This window comes from Streptomyces sp. NPDC030814 (genome assembly GCF_055572155.1).
This window is the reverse complement of the sequence record NZ_JBVIDX010000019.1, coordinates 21,404-37,232: the sequence shown is the minus strand read 5'-3', so window position 1 is coordinate 37,232 and position 15,829 is coordinate 21,404. Positions and strand designations below refer to the sequence as shown.

The 15,829-nt window shown below is 67.4% G+C and carries 13 protein-coding genes and 1 pseudogene; 5 read left to right on the top strand and 9 right to left on the bottom strand.

From position 1 onward, the window contains the following. Positions 1 to 45 precede the first annotated feature (45 nt). The gene (locus ACZ43N_RS31045; protein WP_468102343.1) at positions 46 to 1,047 is read right to left on the bottom strand and encodes a LacI family DNA-binding transcriptional regulator; all 1,002 of its coding nucleotides are present in this window, start codon (positions 1,045 to 1,047) and stop codon (positions 46 to 48) included. A gap of 438 nt (positions 1,048 to 1,485) precedes the next feature. Here ACZ43N_RS31045 and ACZ43N_RS31040 point away from each other — a divergent pair, with 438 nt between their 5' ends. The 4 genes from ACZ43N_RS31040 to ACZ43N_RS31025 all read left to right on the top strand — a co-directional run bounded on the left by ACZ43N_RS31040 (position 1,486) and on the right by ACZ43N_RS31025 (position 6,135). Continuing rightward, on the top strand, positions 1,486 to 2,826 hold the full coding sequence (locus tag ACZ43N_RS31040) for an ABC transporter substrate-binding protein (RefSeq protein WP_468102341.1): 1,341 nt from the start codon (positions 1,486 to 1,488) through the stop codon (positions 2,824 to 2,826). A gap of 62 nt (positions 2,827 to 2,888) precedes the next feature. Further along, positions 2,889 to 3,764 carry a carbohydrate ABC transporter permease gene (locus ACZ43N_RS31035; RefSeq protein ID WP_468102340.1) on the top strand — a complete coding sequence of 292 codons (876 nt, stop codon included), beginning with the start codon at positions 2,889 to 2,891 and terminating at the stop codon, positions 3,762 to 3,764. Further along, positions 3,761 to 4,666, top strand: coding sequence for a carbohydrate ABC transporter permease (locus ACZ43N_RS31030; protein WP_468102338.1), 906 nt, complete (start codon positions 3,761 to 3,763; stop codon positions 4,664 to 4,666). The genes ACZ43N_RS31035 and ACZ43N_RS31030 overlap by 4 nt, the downstream gene beginning before the upstream one ends. 287 nt (positions 4,667 to 4,953) lie before the next feature. Further along, positions 4,954 to 6,135, top strand: coding sequence for a NosD domain-containing protein (locus tag ACZ43N_RS31025; protein ID WP_468102336.1), 1,182 nt, complete (start codon positions 4,954 to 4,956; stop codon positions 6,133 to 6,135). A 702-nt stretch (positions 6,136 to 6,837) separates the two neighbouring features. Here the strand turns inward: ACZ43N_RS31025 and ACZ43N_RS31020 are convergent. From ACZ43N_RS31020 to ACZ43N_RS30990, 7 genes are all read right to left on the bottom strand, one after another. Further along, positions 6,838 to 7,251 (bottom strand): PIN domain-containing protein, encoded by a 414-nt coding sequence (locus ACZ43N_RS31020; RefSeq protein ID WP_468102334.1) that lies wholly within the window; start codon positions 7,249 to 7,251, stop codon positions 6,838 to 6,840. After that, positions 7,248 to 7,511 (bottom strand): type II toxin-antitoxin system VapB family antitoxin, encoded by a 264-nt coding sequence (locus ACZ43N_RS31015; protein ID WP_468102332.1) that lies wholly within the window; start codon positions 7,509 to 7,511, stop codon positions 7,248 to 7,250. Before ACZ43N_RS31015 ends, ACZ43N_RS31020 begins: the two co-directional genes overlap by 4 nt. A 264-nt stretch (positions 7,512 to 7,775) precedes the next feature. Beyond that, complete coding sequence (locus ACZ43N_RS31010) at positions 7,776 to 8,453, bottom strand: zinc-binding dehydrogenase (protein WP_468102330.1); 678 nt, start codon at positions 8,451 to 8,453, stop codon at positions 7,776 to 7,778. 178 nt (positions 8,454 to 8,631) lie between these two features. After that, the gene (locus ACZ43N_RS31005; RefSeq protein WP_468102328.1) at positions 8,632 to 10,284 is read right to left on the bottom strand and encodes a glycoside hydrolase family 13 protein; all 1,653 of its coding nucleotides are present in this window, start codon (positions 10,282 to 10,284) and stop codon (positions 8,632 to 8,634) included. A 48-nt stretch (positions 10,285 to 10,332) separates the two neighbouring features. Further along, entirely contained in the window at positions 10,333 to 11,175 is an 843-nt protein-coding gene (locus tag ACZ43N_RS31000) for a carbohydrate ABC transporter permease (protein ID WP_468102326.1), read from the bottom strand. Positions 11,176 to 11,177: 2 nt separating this feature from the next. Beyond that, a complete protein-coding gene (locus ACZ43N_RS30995) occupies positions 11,178 to 12,098 on the bottom strand; it encodes a carbohydrate ABC transporter permease (protein ID WP_468102324.1) in 921 nt (306 codons plus the stop codon). 5 nt (positions 12,099 to 12,103) lie between these two features. Next, complete coding sequence (locus ACZ43N_RS30990) at positions 12,104 to 13,495, bottom strand: ABC transporter substrate-binding protein (protein WP_468102322.1); 1,392 nt, start codon at positions 13,493 to 13,495, stop codon at positions 12,104 to 12,106. Between the two features lie 302 nt (positions 13,496 to 13,797). On the opposite strand from ACZ43N_RS30990, the gene ACZ43N_RS30985 reads away from it, so the two are divergent. Continuing rightward, a complete protein-coding gene (locus ACZ43N_RS30985) occupies positions 13,798 to 14,817 on the top strand; it encodes a LacI family DNA-binding transcriptional regulator (RefSeq protein WP_055538617.1) in 1,020 nt (339 codons plus the stop codon). A 362-nt stretch (positions 14,818 to 15,179) separates the two neighbouring features. Here the strand turns inward: ACZ43N_RS30985 and ACZ43N_RS30980 are convergent. Beyond that, positions 15,180 to 15,592: pseudogene (locus ACZ43N_RS30980) on the bottom strand (PIN domain-containing protein). Between the last annotated feature and the right edge of the window lie 237 nt (positions 15,593 to 15,829).

The following is a 15,829-nucleotide window of genomic DNA, read 5'->3' as shown; positions in this document are numbered from 1 at the left end:
GAGACTGGACCTCTCCCGTCGCCCCCTTGCTGTGGTGGATGTGGCTCAGGCCGGGCAGCCGCAGGACTCCCGGTAGGTGATCTCCGGCTCCAGGCGAATGGTGCGGGGGCGGGTCGTGAGGCTGCCGTCGATACGACTGAGCAGCAGCTCCATCGCCGTGGCACCGATCTCGTGGGCAGGCTGGGCGACCGCGGTGATGCCGGGACGGAACAGATCGGTGTGCGGGAAGCCGTCGAAGGTGGCGAAGGCGAAGTCCTCGGGTGTCGTCAGGCCGAGGCCCTTGGCCGCAGCCAGCACACCCACCGCGGTCTCGGTACTGGCGGCGACGACCGCCGACGGCCCCTGCCGTAGCACGCCCGTCATGCGTTCGCGGGTGTCGTCCGCCCGGCCGCTGCCGGTGACGATCAGGGTGTCGTCGACGTCGATCCCGGCCTCGTCGAGTGCTTCGAGGTAGCCGCGCCGCCGCTCCGCGATGGTGGACACCGCAATGTCGCCCGCTGCCAGCGCGATCCGCCGGTGGCCGTGCCGTTCCACCAGGTGCAGCACCAGCTCCCGCATGGGCGCGGTGTTCTCCACACCCACTTGGTCGGCCTTGACCCCGCCCAGACGGTCGATCAGGACGACCGGTGTGCCCTGGTCGATCACGGCGGTGATCGCATCCCGGTGGGACCGGGCGACGGGAGCGATGAGCAGGCCGTCGACCCGGCGCTCGGCGAGGACCTCCAGCGCCCGGGCCTCCAGCTCCGCGTCCTCGCCCGAGTTGGCGAGCAGCACGGTCAGGCCGGCGGCCATGGCCTCCCGTTCGACCCCGTGGGCCATCGCCGCGAAAGCCGGCTCGGCGACGTCCGTGAGGATCAGCCCGACGGAGTCTGTGCGGGAGCGGCGCAGGGCGCGGGCGAGGCTGTCGCGCCGGTAGCCCGTGGCCCTGATCGCCTCCTCGATCCGGGTGCGGGTCTCGTCCCGGACCGGCCGTGTGCCGTTGATGACGTGCGACACGGTGGACGTGGAGACGCCCGCCATCCGTGCTACGTCGGAGATCGTGGCCACTGCCGCTCGCCGCCTCCTCGTGTCGTCGGACCCGATCTCTGATCGGTTCCGTAACTGCATAACCCCACACGGTCCACCGGTCCATGCGGTTGGCCGGTTCTCCGTCCACTCGTTTCGCGCAACTTCAGGTCCATCGAAACGATTGCGCAGACCTTCGCACGTCGTCACGCAGCCAGTCAATGGCTGTGGCCAGCACGAAGTGGCTCATCCCTGGAAACTTCTCCGTCACATGGTATTGACATGCCGAGGTTCGCAAGGCACCTTTCATCGAAACGTTTGCGTCACGAGCGCAGAGCCGCCCCTTTGGCGAGCATTCGACCACACCGGACATCCGAGCCGGAACAGGCGGCCTGCACCAATACCGAACATCTCCCCGGAGCCCTGTCACCCCCACGCCGGTTCCGCCTCCCCATCCAGTTCCCGGAAGGCAACAGCACCATGGCGACCTCCCCTCAGCCCGCGCCCCAGACGCCGAGACGACCCTTCGGCATCTCGCGCCGACTCCTTCTCACCGCCACCGCGAGCGCCCTGTTCGTCACCGCCACGGCCTGCGGCTCTGCGGTGAACACGGCGGGCGAATCGTCGCCAGACGGACTGATCACGCTGTCCATGCACAACCCGGACAGCAAGACCCAGGACCCGGCGACCTGGCAGATGGTGCAGGAGTTCCACAAGAAGCACCCCGACATGAAGATCAAGCTGGAGGGCCAGCCGGTCGACCAGCACGAGCAGCGCATGACCATCGCCGCGCAGTCCGGGACGCTGCCGGAGATCTTCTGGGTGTACGACTCGCTCGCCAAGACCATGGTCAAGAGCGATGACCTGCTGGACCTGAGCCCGATCCTCGCCGAGAACGACCTCAAGTCGAAGTTCGCCCCGAGCATGCTCGCCGGCTTCCAGCAGAACGGCGTCCAGTACGGCCTGCCATACCAGGCGCTCGTCACGGGCTTCTACTACAACAAGGCCATCCTCGACGAGCACAAGATCGCCGTCCCGGAGACCTTCGAGGATCTGCTCGCCGCGGTGAAGAAGCTCAAGGCCGCCGGCGTGGCGCCGATCGCGCAGGGCGCGAACAACTCCTCCTTCAGCGTCTGGGCCTTCCTGACCATGCTCGACCGCTTCGGCTACGAGTCGAAGTACCAGGACATCCTGTCCGGCAAGGCGAGTTACGACAACGCCGACTTCCTTCGCCTGTACAAGCACGTGGAGGAGCTGGCGAAAGCCGGCGCGTTCCCCTCGAACATGAACACCCAGACCTACGCCCAGGCCGTCGCCTCCTACACGGACGGCAAGGCGGCCTTCCTCGACGCGGGTGTCTGGGAGGCGGCAAAGATCCAGAAGAGCGGCGTGGGCAAGGACACCGGCTTCTGGGCCGGGCCGACCTTCTCCGACGGTGTCGGCGAGCAGAAGCTCGTGATGAACGTGCCCTCGGCGCCGTTCGTCGTCAGCGCCAAGGTCAAGGACGACAAGAAGAAGTACGCCGCGGTGAAGGCGTTCATCCAGTTCTACTACAGCGACGCGGGCCAGAAGATCCTCGTCGACAACGCCCAGCCGCCGGTCACCACCTACAAGCCGGAGGTCGACGCCGCCAAGAACTCGGTGTTCGCCGCCGTCCTGGCCGAGGCATCCAAGCCGGGCTGGAAGAGCCCCAAGGCGCAGCCCGACCTGGTGGTCTCCGCGGCCACCGCGAGCGCCATGTACGACAGCTTCTACGGCGTGATGGGCGGCAGCCTCAGCCCCGAAGAGGCCGTGAAGAACGTCCAGAAGACCATCAAGTAGTCACGCTGCCGGCGCCCGCGTGCCGCACGGGGCGGCGCGCGGGCCCGGACGACGGGAACAGCATGAACTGGCTCACCACGCGCCGGCACTTCACCCTCATGGTCGCGCCGGCCCTGATCATCTACAGCCTGTACATGATCTATCCGATCCTGTACTCGCTGTACTACAGCTTCACCAACTTCGACGGCGTCTCCGCGAACGGCTTCGCGGGCCTCGACAACTACGAGCAGATGGGCCAGGACGACGCCTTCTGGACGTCGATGCGCAACACCGGGATCATCCTCGGCATCGCCCTGTTCCTGCTGATCCCCCTGGGCTTTCTGCTCGCGATCCTGCTCAGCGGCCGGGTGAAGGGCAGCGGCGCGATGCGGGCGCTGGTCTTCGCCCCGGCGATCATCGCGCCGATCCTCGTCGGACTGGTCTGGATCTTCATCCTGGACCCGAAGATCGGCCTGGTGAACGCCTTCCTGCTGGCGATCGGCGTGCCCGCCCACCCGCAGTGGATCGGCGGTCAAACGCTCAGCCCGTACTCGATCGGCTTCGTCTACCTCTGGCAGCAGATCGGCTTCGTACTGACCATCTTCTACGCCGGCCTGCGCATGCTGCCCCGTGACGTGATGGAGGCCAGCAGCCTCGACGGCGCCAGCCGCTGGCAGCAACTGCGGTACATCCAGATCCCGATGATGCGCGAGACGTTCGGCATCGTCACCGCGCTCGTCGTCACCGGCGTCTTCAAGGTCTTCGAGCTCGTCTACGCCCTCACCGGCGGCGGACCCGTCCACCTCTCCGAGGTCATGGTCAGCTACATGTACCACATCACCTTCACCACCCAGCAGTACGGCTACGGCATGGCCCTGGCAGTGGTGGTGTTCGTGGTCGGCTCACTCGCCTCCGCGGCCACGTTTTTCGGCAACCGCCGTAAGGGAGCAGTCCGTTGAGCATCGACACCGAGGTCAAGACGTCCCACACGTCCTCAACTGCTTCCGGCGAGGCCCCGAGCAGGCCGCGACGCCGCAGCCGCGGCAGGATCATGGTCTCGGCGATCGCCTACCTGATCACCTTCGTGATCCTGTTCCCGCTGCTGTGGATCATGCTGTTGTCGTTCCAGAGCAACGACAACATCCTCAACGACCCGTTCTCGCTGTCCGATCTCACTCTGGACAACTACCAGCAGGCTATGGAGACCCTGAACCTGCTGGTGATGTACAAGAACACCTTGATCCTGGCCGTCGTGTCGGTCACGGTCGGGCTGGTCATCTCCTACATGGCCGCGTTCGCGCTCACCCGCATGGTCTTCCGCAGCGGTAAGCGCCGTACGCAGACCACCCTGCGCTTCTACTTCCTGGCCGGCCTCGCCATCCCGGTGTACATCCTGCTGTTCCCGGTGTACCGGCTGGACATCGCCTTCGGCCTGTTCGGTACCTATTTCGCGTTGATCCTGCCGTACATCGCGGTCACCATCCCCTTCAACATACTGCTGCTGACCGGGTTCCTGCGGGACTTCCCCGAGGAGATCGAACAGGCCGCCGTGATGGACGGCGTCGGGCTGTGGCGCATGGCCTGGAAGGTCGTCTTCCCGCTCATGCGGCCGGTCATCGCGACCCTCGCGATCCTCAACGTCATCTACGTCTGGAACGAGTTTCCCTTCGCGGTCACCCTCATCAACGACCCGAACATGACCACCGTCTCCCTCGGCGTCTCCCAGTTCCAGGGCGTCTACAGCGTCAACTACGGCGCCATGATGGCCTCCGCCACCCTCGTCCTGCTGCCGCAACTGGCGATCTACGCGGCCTTCCAGAAGCAGGTCATCGCGGGCATGACCGCGGGCGCCGTCCGCTGACCCCCACGCACAACCACTCCCCAGTTCGCGAGGAGCCGTCATGCACCCTGCCCAACCACTACCCGCCCCGTCCCGCCGCGCCCTCCTCCGAGGCGCCGCCGCCACAGCCCTGACGACCGTGGCGTTCCTGGCCGCCGCACCAGCACAACCCGCCGCCGCAGCCGTCCCGGAAATCCCCCAGTCGGCTGTGCCTCAGGCCGACCCGCCAGCGGATTACGACGCGATCGTCGGCCTCCTCTGACCGCCCTCCCCAGCGCGCAGCAACCTTCAACCGGAAGGACACCCCCGTGGCCCGCACCGTCTACGACGTCACCACCTTCAACGGAAGCGTCTCCCCGCACACCGACATCGGCAAGGTGATCAACGAGATCATCGCGGACATCAAGTCGAAGCAGAAGACCCAGAGCACCAGACCCGGCGCCGTCATCTACATCCCGCCGGGCCACTACGACCTGCTCACCCGCGTCGTCATCGACATCAGCTTCCTGACGATCAAGGGCTCCGGGCACGGCTTCATGTCCGAGGCCATCCGCGACGACACCTCCGACACCAGCAAGTGGATCGAGATCCAGCCCGGCTCCAGCCACATCCGGGTCAGGCACACCGACGGCAACAACGAGGCATTCCTGGTCAAGCGCACCGGCGCCCCCACCGAGATCGGCCGGCTCAACGGGATCGTCTTCCAGGACTTCTGCATCGACGGAGTGGAGGACACCAAGCCGTACGTAGAGGGCAACCACAAGATCGGCATCTCGGTGCAGTCGGACAACGACTCGTTCCGCTTCGAGGGGATGGGCTTCGTCTACCTCACCCAGGCCATGCTGGTGAACGGTGCCGACGCCTGCAGCTTCACCAACAACTTCGTGGCGGAGTGCGGCACTTCGATCTCCCTCACCGGTGCCTCGCAGGTCGCCAAGATCACCAACAACTACCTGATCAGCGCCTGGGCAGGCTACTCCGTCTTCGCCGAGAACGCCGAAGGCATCCTCATCACCGGCAACACCATCCTGTGGGCCTGCAACATCACCCTCATCAACGCCAACCGCTGCAACATCTCCGCGAACAAGCTGCTCAGCAACTTCCCCAGCATGATCGCCCTGACCAACGGCAGCTCGGAGAACCTCATCTCCGGCAACCACTTCCGCCGCGTGTACGGCGACGGCACCAGCACCCGCTACGACGACCTCTACGGCCTGGTCCACATCAACGGCAACGACAACTCCGTCACCGCCAACCAGTTCTCCTTCTCCGTCCCAGCCGCCAACATCACCCCGTCCGGAGCCGACCCGACGGTCATCCTCGTCGCCGGCGGTGCCCGGAACTACCTGGCCACCAACAAGATCAAGGCCAACCTCGACATCAAGGTCGTCCTCGACTCCTCCACCACCAAGACCAAGATCCTCTACAGCGCCGAGGAATCCGAACTGCAGGCGTACACCGAAGACTACAAGCTCGTAGCCACCCCCTGACCCTGCCCCCAGCAAGGGCACCGACAGCACCAGCAATCAACCGAAGTGGCTCCGCCCCGACACAGAGGGGCGGAGCACTGCGCGTTGGAAAGTGAATCCGCTGCGGAAGGGTTCGAACCTCGCCTCCGCGCTGGCGTTATCGCCCGAAACTCCGGTCTTCCTGGCCCGTCCGGCACAGTGTCGGGACGCAGTTGGGACGCAAGGACAGGAACAGACTGGCAAAGGCTGAGGGGCGAAGGCATAGCGCGCCCCAGCTGACCAGCAAAAACGTCACGAACGGGCACTGATCGGCCAGGCCCGCCAAGATCCTCAAAGGACTCATAATCCGTCGGCCGTGGGTTCGAGTCCCACCCGCCCCACCAGGCACGCCTGTGACCTGCGGAAACGTCTCATCTGGCGTGCAGATTCGGGACGTTGGTCCACGGGGCTGAATCCGCTGCTCGTGAGTTCAACTCCGTAGCCGTCAGTGTGCGTTGGGATCGCTTTGACCTGCGCAGTCGCATCGGCCTACGGCTGGAGGATGGCGTCGTGGGTGGGCTGTGCGAGGGTCTGGACGTCGAATTCTGGACGCTGGCTGGACATGAGGATCCGGAAGTGGTGCCCGGTGACCCTGGGGGTCGGGAGACGATCCAGGCCACCGCGGGCTGACCGTCAGGCGGCCGGGTCGGCAGAAGCTCGGTGCCCGTCGGCACCGCGCGAGCTCTACTGCCTGAGGTCGATCGTGCGGACCGGCTGCCCTGTCGTGCGGGCGATGGTGTCGAAGTCCCTGTCGTAATGGAGCAGGGTGAGTCCCGCCTCTTCCGCGGCGGCGGCCACCAGGAGGTCAATGGGGCCCGCGCTGCGGTGCTCCCCTTTCGCGGTCAGTTGTTCCTGGACGACGCGGGAGCGGCGGTAGACACCGTCCGGCATGGGGCACCAGGCGTAGTGGGCGTCGAGGGCTGCCTTCAAGCGGGTGCGGTCCTGGGTCGAGCGGGCCGAGTAGAGGACTTCCAATTCGGTGAGGTCACAGATCGCAACGAGGCCGGCGCCGATCCTGTCGTCCCATTCGGCGGTGTTCTGGCGGAGCAGGACGCGGGCGAGGGCGGAGGTGTCGATCAGGTAGTCGGCGACGGTCACGCGTCCGCTCCGGTGCCGCGGTCTTCGGTCGCGACGCCCGCGCTTGTGGGGCGGTAGGCGCGCTTGTCCAGCAGCAGGCCCATGTCCAGGGCGCCCTCGGCCACCAGTTCACGGGCTTCTTCAAGTGCCCGCAGGCGCCGGTACCGGGCCGTGACTTCCCGCAGCGCGGTGTTGATGGTGTCGCGCTTGGTGGTCGTACCGAGTTCTCTGGCGGCTGCTTCCAGTGCCTCGTCGTCGAGATCGATGACCGTCCGACTCATGATGGCCTCCTCTGCTGGGATGTATCAGTCGGAGTCTATCAAGATACATGATCCTTTATATATTGCTGCTTCCGCGGATGCGTGACGGCGATGGGCCGGTCCGGGACGGTGAAATGGGCAGAGGTGCCCGCTGCCCTCGCGGTGATGGGAGTTCCTGCGCTTCCATCGGTCACGAACAGCGAGGCACCTCTGACCTGGAGATCTCGTGCGCCGACCCGGCAGCCTCCCGCGAGCTCGCAATGCGGTGCTGAGGTAGGACAGTTCTCATTCCATGGTGAGGACGATGCGGCCGCGGAGCCCGCCGGCTGCCAGGCGCGCGTGTGCCTTGGCGGCCTCCTCCAGCGGGTAGGTCTCGGCCACGCGCAGTGCCAGCTCTCCGGCGGCGGCCAGGTCGGACAGGGTGGTCGGCATGGCGCCGTCCGCACCGACCTGCGTCACCCGCAAGCGGATACCGCGCTCGGCTTCGGGCATGGCGTCGGGCCGTGTGGTCACGAAGGTGCCGCCGTCCGCGATCGCCCCGATGACGGTCTGCCCGAGCGTGGCCGTGTCCAGAACGGCGTCCACACCTTCGGGATACCGGGCGCGGACGGCCCCGACCAGATCCCCGCCGCGGGGTACGTACGCGTCGGCACCGGCCACCTCGGTGGCGAACTGTCCCTCGGCGGACAGGTCGCTGGCGATGACCACGAGTCCCCGGCGCTTGGCGAGTTGCACGGCGTAGCCGCCGACGGCCCCTTCCGCGCCGGTGATGAGAACCGTCTGCCCGGCCTGGAGGCCCAGGAACTCGACGGACTGCGCGGCGGTCAGCCCGTTGAGCGGGATGGTCGCCGCATGCACCGGGTCGATGCCTGCGGGCGCGTGGGCGATCGCCTCGCTGGGGACGACGACGTATTCGGCCTGCGCCCGGTTCATCCCCGTGAAAGCGCGGCTGAGGGCGATCACCGGCTGCCCGGGCTCCCACACCACAGGCTCGGGCCCGTCTCCGGCAACTCCATCCGGCTCCTACAGATGGACCAGGGCCTGTCCGGTCGGTGGGGAGGAACACCGGACAGGCCCTGGTGGATCAGGGGGGCGGGAGGGCTGTGGGCCGGTGTCGCCGGGGTGACCTGGTCGCGGTCCGTCAGTCGCGGTAGAGCAGGGCGGCGGTGTCCGGGGGCAGTAGTCCGTTCTTGTCCAGGGGGCCTGAGATGAGGAGGGGGCTGTGGCCGGCGGGGAGGGGGACGGGCTGGTCGGTGAGGTTGACCGCGCACAGCAGGCCCTCGCCCCGTTCGAAGAGCAGCGTGCCCTCCGGGCTGTCGAGCCAGCGGAACTCCTCGCCGGTCAGACCGGGGTGGGTGCGGCGCAGGCGTAGGGCGGTGCGGTAGAGCTGGAGCATGGAGGTGGGGTCGGCCTGGTTGGCTTCGGCGGTGTACTCCTTCCAGTCCTCGGGCTGGGGGAGCCACGGGGGTGCTCCGGAGGTGCTGAAGCCGAAGGGCGGGGTGTCGCCGGTCCAGGGGAGGGGGACGCGGCAGCCGTCGCGGCCTCGGACGGTGTGGCCGGTGCGTTCCCAGATGGGGTCCTGCAGGAGCTCCTCCGGGATGTCCTCGACCTCGTAGAGGCCGAGTTCCTCGCCCTGGTAGACGTACGCGCTGCCGGGCAGGACGAACATCAGGAGGGCGGCGGCGCGGGCGCGGCGGGTGCCGAGGGCGCGGTCGGTGGGGATGGGCTTGTCGCGGAACAGGGCCTGGACGCCGGTGTCGGCGCGGCCGTAGCGGGTGACGTGGCGGGTCTCGTCGTGGTTGGACAGCACCCAGGTGGCGGGGGCGCCGACGGCGGCGAGGCTGGTGATGCTGCGGTCGATGACCTCGCGCAGCTTGCCGGCGTCCAGGGGGCACTTGAGGAAGTCGAAGTTGAAGGCCGTGTGGAGCTGGTCCGGGCGGAGGTACTCCGGCATGCGGCTGGGGAGGACGTGGGCCTCGGCGACGAAGACGCGGGGGTCGGGGTAGCTGTCGGCGATGGCGCGCCAGCTGCGGAAGATGTCGTGGAGGCCGTCGCGGTCCCAGTGCGGGTGGTCCTGCTGGTCCTCCCCGGTCAGGACGGAGAACTCGGTCAGGCCGAGGTCGGGGAGAGTGGGGTCCTTGATCATGCCGTGGGCGACGTCGATGCGGAAGCCGTCGGCGCCGAGGTCGAACCAGAACCGCAGGATCGACTCGAACTCGGCGCGGACCTCCGGGTTGTCCCAGTTGAGGTCGGGCTGTTCGGGGGCGAAGAGGTGGAGGTACCACTGGCCGTCGGGGGTGCGGGTCCAGGTGGGGCCGCCGAAGGCGGCGTGCCAGTCGTTGGGGGGCTGGGAGCCGTCCTCGCCCTTGCCGTCGCGGAAGATGAACCGGTCGCGTTCCGGTGAGCCGGGTCCGGCCGCCAACGCCTCCTGGAACCAGGCATGCTGGTCGGAGGTGTGGTTGGGGACGATGTCCAGGATGACCCGCAGGCCCACCTCGTGCGCCTCGGTGATCAACTGCTTCGCCTCATCGAGGGTGCCGTAGACCGGGTGGATGTCCCGGTAGTCGGAGACGTCGTAGCCGCCGTCGGCCAGCGGCGACGGGTACCAGGGGTTGATCCAGATCGCGTCGACACCGAGGTAGGCCAGGTACTGCAGGCGGGAGCGGAGACCGGCGATGTCGCCGGTTCCGTCGCCGTCGCCGTCGGCGAAGCTGCGTATGTAGACCTGGTAGATCGCGGCCGTACGCCACCAGTCGGCGTCGGGGTGCGGCGAGGTGGGGGTGGGGTTGGTCATGGTGCTCGGTCCTGACTGTCTCAAGAAAAAAGGGTTGGGGGGTGGGGGTCAGCCCTTGACCGAGCCCTGGAGCAGCGCCTTGACGAAGTGGCGTTGCAGGAACAGGAACACGAGGATCGTGGGGGCCATGATCAGCAGGGCGCCGGCGTTCAGCAGCACCTGGTCGGTGGCGTACTTGGTGGTGAACGCCTGTAGCGCGCCGGCCATCGTCCGCTTGTCGGGGTCGTCGATCAGCACCAGGGCCAGCAGGAACTGGTTCCAGGTGGAGAGGAACATCAGCAGCGACAGGGAGGCGATCGCGGGGCGGGCGAGCGGGAGGTGGATGTGGAACAGGGCTCGCCACGGTCCGGCGCCGTCCATGCTCGCCGCCTCGGACAGCTCCTTCGGTACGCCGGCGAAGTGCGCCCGCATCCAGAACACCGCGAACGGCATGTTCATCCCGATGAGCGGGAGAATCAGTGCCCACTGGGTGCCCAACAGGCCCATGGCTTTGGTCTGTTCGTAGAGCGGGACGATGACGATCTCGTACGGCAGCGTCAGCGTCATCACCAGGATGATGTAGAAGACGCGGCCGAGGGGAATCTCCAGGACCGCGATCGCGTACGCGGCCATCGTGGAGATCAGGACCGCCACGGGTACGACGCCGAGCACGATGAGCGTGCTGGACTTCAGCAGCGTCGTGATGTTGGCGACGTTCCAGGCGTCGACGAAGTTGTGCCAGTGCGGATCGGAGGGCCAGCTCAGGCCCGAGGGGAAGGTTCCCTGGGGTGCGAGGGCCGCACTGACCATGCTCAGCAGGGGGACGACCGAGTAGAGCGCGGCGGCCGTGATGAGGACGAGTCCGGGGGCACGTCGGCGCAGAGCCCGTGCGGTCTGCGTGCGTTCGGGCATGGTCACTTCTCCCGGAACAGGCGCTGGAGCGGTACGACGACGGCGATCACGACCAGGGCGAGGACGACGGCGAGGGCGGAGGCCGCGCCGAGGCGGGCGTCGTTGAAGGCCAGGTTGTAGACGGCGACGCCGGGGACCATGGTCTGGGTGCCGGGTCCGCCCTGGGTGGAGAGGTAGACGACGTCGAAGCTGGCGAGGGCGGCGATGATCGTGATGGTGACGCAGACGCCGATCTCGTTGCGCAGTCCGGGCAGGGTGACGGCCAGGAACTGGCGGATCGGTCCGGCGCCGTCGATGCGGGCGGCCTCGTACAGGCTGCCGTCGATCTTGCCGATGCCGGAGAGCAGCAGCATCGTGCACAGCCCGGTGGACAGCCAGGTGCCGATGAAGCCCACGGCGGTCAGGGCCCAGGTGAAGTCCGCCAGCCAGGGGCGGGCGACGTCGTCGAGTCCTACGGCACGCAGGAGCTGGTTGATCACGCCGTTGTCGGAGTACATCCAGGTCCAGGCGACGCCCGCCGCGGCTCCCGGGATGATCTGCGGGAGGAAGAGGAGCGTGCGGGCCAGGGCTCCGGTGAAGCGGCCCTCCAGCTGCCTCAGGACGGAGGCGGTGATCAGGGCGATGGTCACCGGCAGGACGGTGAAGAAGAGGATCAGGTAGAAGGCGTGGAGCAGGGTGGTGAACTGCTCGGAGTCGGTGAAGACCGCCGTGTAGTTCTCCAGGCCCACCCAGGTGGAGGCGCCGACGCCGTCCCAGTCGTAGAACGAGTACTGGATCGACAGCAGGACGGGGTAGAAGTTGAAGACGCCGTAGAAGGCGAGGGCGGGGAGGGCGAAGAGCCAGCCGGCCCACCGCCTCGCCCGGAGCCTGCGGCGGCTCCGGGCGGCGACGGCGCCCACCGTGGTCGGTCGGGTCGAGGACATGATGCTCAGCTGCTCTTGAGGGCGTCGGTGTAGGTGGTCTGGAGTGTCTTGACCATCGCGGCGGGCTGGACCTTGCCGGAGACCAGGAGCTGGAGCTGCTGGGTCAGCTTGGTGCCGACGGCCGGGGCGGAATTCTGCAGCCAGCTGTCGAAGCCGTTGTCGGCGGCGATGGCCGCGTAACCGGTCTGGATCTGCTCGGTCAGCGTGCCGGAGAGGGAGGGCTCGGCCGCGTCCGACGCGCCGGAGGTCAGGGCGGCGTATCCGTTGTCGACGGCGACTTCCGCGGCCTTGGGGGTGGTGAGGAAGTCGAGGAACAGCGCGGCGGCGTCCTTGTTCTTCGAGCGGGCGGCGATGGAGAAGGCGAGCGTGTTGCTGGTCATGCCCGCGTACTTGCCGCCCTTCTCGGCGGGCGGCATCGGGAAGACGCCGTACTCGCCCTTGAAGTTCTGGTCGAGGGTCTGGGTGATCCAGCTGCCCTGGAAGAAGAACAGGCCCTTGCCGCCGGTGAACTTGCCGTACGACGCCTCCTGGTTGAGGGCGTTGACGTCGGACGCGAAGTACCCCGCCTTGATCCACTTCTGGAGCGTCTTGGTGGCCTTGACGGCCTCCGGGGTGTCCAGGCTCGCGCCCGGCTTGTGATGGACGAGGTCGCTGAGTGCCTGGGCGCCCATGTAGTCGCCGAGCAACAGGTTGTAGAAGTGTCCGATCAGACCGTCCTGGTTGGAGGCGACGATCGGGGTGACCCCGGACTTCTTCGCCTTGGCCATCACGTCTTCGAGCTCGGAGATCGAGGAGGGCACGGTCTTCATGCCGACCTTGTTCGCCAGCTCCTTGTTGTAGAAGACGCCGACGAGAGGGCCGGCGGAGCCGCCCGCCTGGTACAGCGGCCCGGAGCCGATCACGCCGTCGGACACCCGGCCCGGGGCGAGGGCCGACGCCGGGACCTTCCCACTCCAGCCGTACGCCTCGTCGTAGGCGTTGAGGTTGGTGAGCAGGTTGTCCTTCACGCCTCCGAGGAGGTCGTAAGGCTGGACGATGTCCGGCGTGGAATCGGAAGCGAGAAGCCGCGGCAGCACGGTGTTGTAGTTGTTGTCCGCCTCGACCCGCAGCTTGACCTTGATCTTCGGGTACTTGGCCGTGAAGGCGTCCGCGAGGCCCTGCTCGTACTTCTCCAGACCGGCCGCGGAGAACAGCGTCAGGGTCGCGGACTTGTCGGCGACGGCCGTGTTCACGGCGGTCGGGGTCGCGTCCGCCGAGCCGGAGTCCGAGTCCGAGCCGGGGGCTCCGCACGCGGCCAGGGTGACCAGCGCGGACGCGGCGGCCACGGCTGCCAGCGGGGTGCGCAGACGGCGGCGGGCGGTTCTGACGGGGGAGGTGGGGTGCTGCTGCTTGGGCATGATGCCTCCTCGCATCCATGCGGCTGCCGCTCCACATCAATGGTCGGCAGACAGAGGGTCGGCGCGCTTCCCCTGACTGGACCGCTGGATGCGTTGAGCAGGTTTCGGAAGCGTTTCCGTTGCCGAAAGATTGAGCGGATCAACCCGACCTGTCAAGTAACGAAAGCGCAACATGCGTGTGACATGCGGCAATGATCAGATGTCCGTGCGAGATGGCCTTCAATGTCACCCGCGACATCGGAAGCCCTTTCAAAAATCTCGGAAGCGTTTCCGAAACCCAGGAAGTGGGTTAGCCTTCCCGCATGACGCAGAGCTCCCAGAAGATCAACATGGCGGACGTGGCCCGTGCCGCCGGCGTCTCGATGGCCACCGCCTCACGCGCGCTCAACAACGACTACGGCGTATCCGAGGCCACCCGCCGCCGCGTCCTCGCGGTCGCCGAGGAGCTCTCCTACGTCGTCTCTCCCGAGGCGTCCCGCCTGGCCGGCGGCGACACCGGCCGCGTCGCGGTGGTCGTACCGCACATCTCCCGCTGGTTCTTCGCGGCACTGCTGGAGGGCCTGGAGTCAGTCCTGCGGGCCGCCGACCTGGACGTTCTCCTGTACCACGTCGACGGCATCGAAGACCGGCATGACTTCTTCCACCGGCTGCCGGCGAGGCGAAAGGTCGACGCGGTGGTCGTGTTGGCCTTTCCGGTCGGTGAGGAGGAGCAGCGGCGCCTGGAGCTGATGGGCGTGACGGTCATCGCTGCGGGCGGTCAGCACGCGCCCTATCCGAACGTCTCCATCGACGACGAGACCGCAGGCCGCCAGGCCATGGACCACCTGCTCTTCCTGGGCCACCGCCGTATCGCCATGATCGCCGCGGTCGACCCCGACCAGCCGGACGAGGTGCAGCCGTCGGGCCGCTCGAACGCGTACTACGCCGCTCTGCGCGACGCGGGCGTACCGATCGACGAACGCCTCGTCGTCACCGTCGACTGGGGCGGCGCCCAGGGTGCCGACGCCATGGCCAAGCTGCTCAGCCAGCCCGAGCCGCCCACCGCCGTGTACGCCCACTCCGACGAAGTCGCCCTCGGTGCGATCCGCACCCTGCGTCGCGCTGGCCTGCGCATCCCCGAGGACATGTCCGTCATCGGCATTGACGACCATCCCGTCGCAGAACTTTCCGATCTCACGACCGTCCGCCAGCCCGTCCGGGAGCAAGGCGAGCTCGCCGGACGCATGCTCCTGAGCATTCTCGGCGGCGAAGACACTGACCACGACGTTCTCGTTCCCACCCAACTCGTTATCCGGGGAAGCACAGCGCCACCGCGGGCGTGACCGCGACGCGATGGAAGGGGAATCCGCTGCTCTCGGTTCTGGAGCCTGTCTCTCAGCTGGGGCGACGGCTGTTGCGGCAGTCGGACGTGTCCATCCGGGACGGGTTCGGGAAGCAGGTTGGACACAAGGATCGAAAATGACTGGCACGGCCCGAGAAGGGCTGAGGCGCCAAGCCTCGTCTGACCTGGGAAAACGGCTAAGTTGAGCCTGATCGACAAGGGTCGCCAAGATCCTCAAAGGACTCATAATCCGTCGGCCGTGGGTTCGAGTCCCACCCGCCCCACTGTGCAGGTCTTTGACCTGCGGAAACGTCTCAGCGGTCGGCGAGTGGCTTGGTGTCCGTCCGTGTGACCGCGCAGGCTCTACTGTCTGAGGTCGATCATGCGGACCGGCTGGCCTGTCGTGCGGGCGATGGTTTCGAAGTCGCGGTCGTAGTGGAGGAGGGTGAGTTCCGCTTCCTCCGCGGCTGCGGCCACCAGGAGGTCGACGGGGCCCGCGCTGCGGTGTTCTCCTTGGCGGTCAGCTGTTCCTGGATGATGCGGGAGCGGCGGTAGACGCCGTCGGGCATGGGGCACCAGGCGTAGTGGCCGTCGAGGGCCGCCTTCAATCGGGTGCGGTCCGTGGCGGAGTGGGCCGAGCAGAGGACTTCCGGTTCGCTGAGGTCGCAGATCGCGACGAGGCCGGCGGCGATCCTGTCGTCCCATTCGGCGGCGTTCTGGCGGAGGAGGACGCGGGCGAGGGCGGAGGTGTCGATGAGGTAGTCGGGGACGGTCACTCGTGCGCTCCGGTGCCGCGGTCGTCGTCCGCCGCGCCCGCGTTCGTGGGGCGGTAGACGCGCTTGTCCAGCGGCAGCTCCAGGCCGAGGGCGCCGTCGGCCGGGCGGCAGCGGGCACACCGACCGCTACCTGGTCAACACCCACCTGCACGGCACACAGTGAGGTCTCCGTAGCGGAACCGTGGGGCCGGCGGCGGGGTGTCCCCGTGTCGGCGCCCTGTGCCTGGACGGTCAACG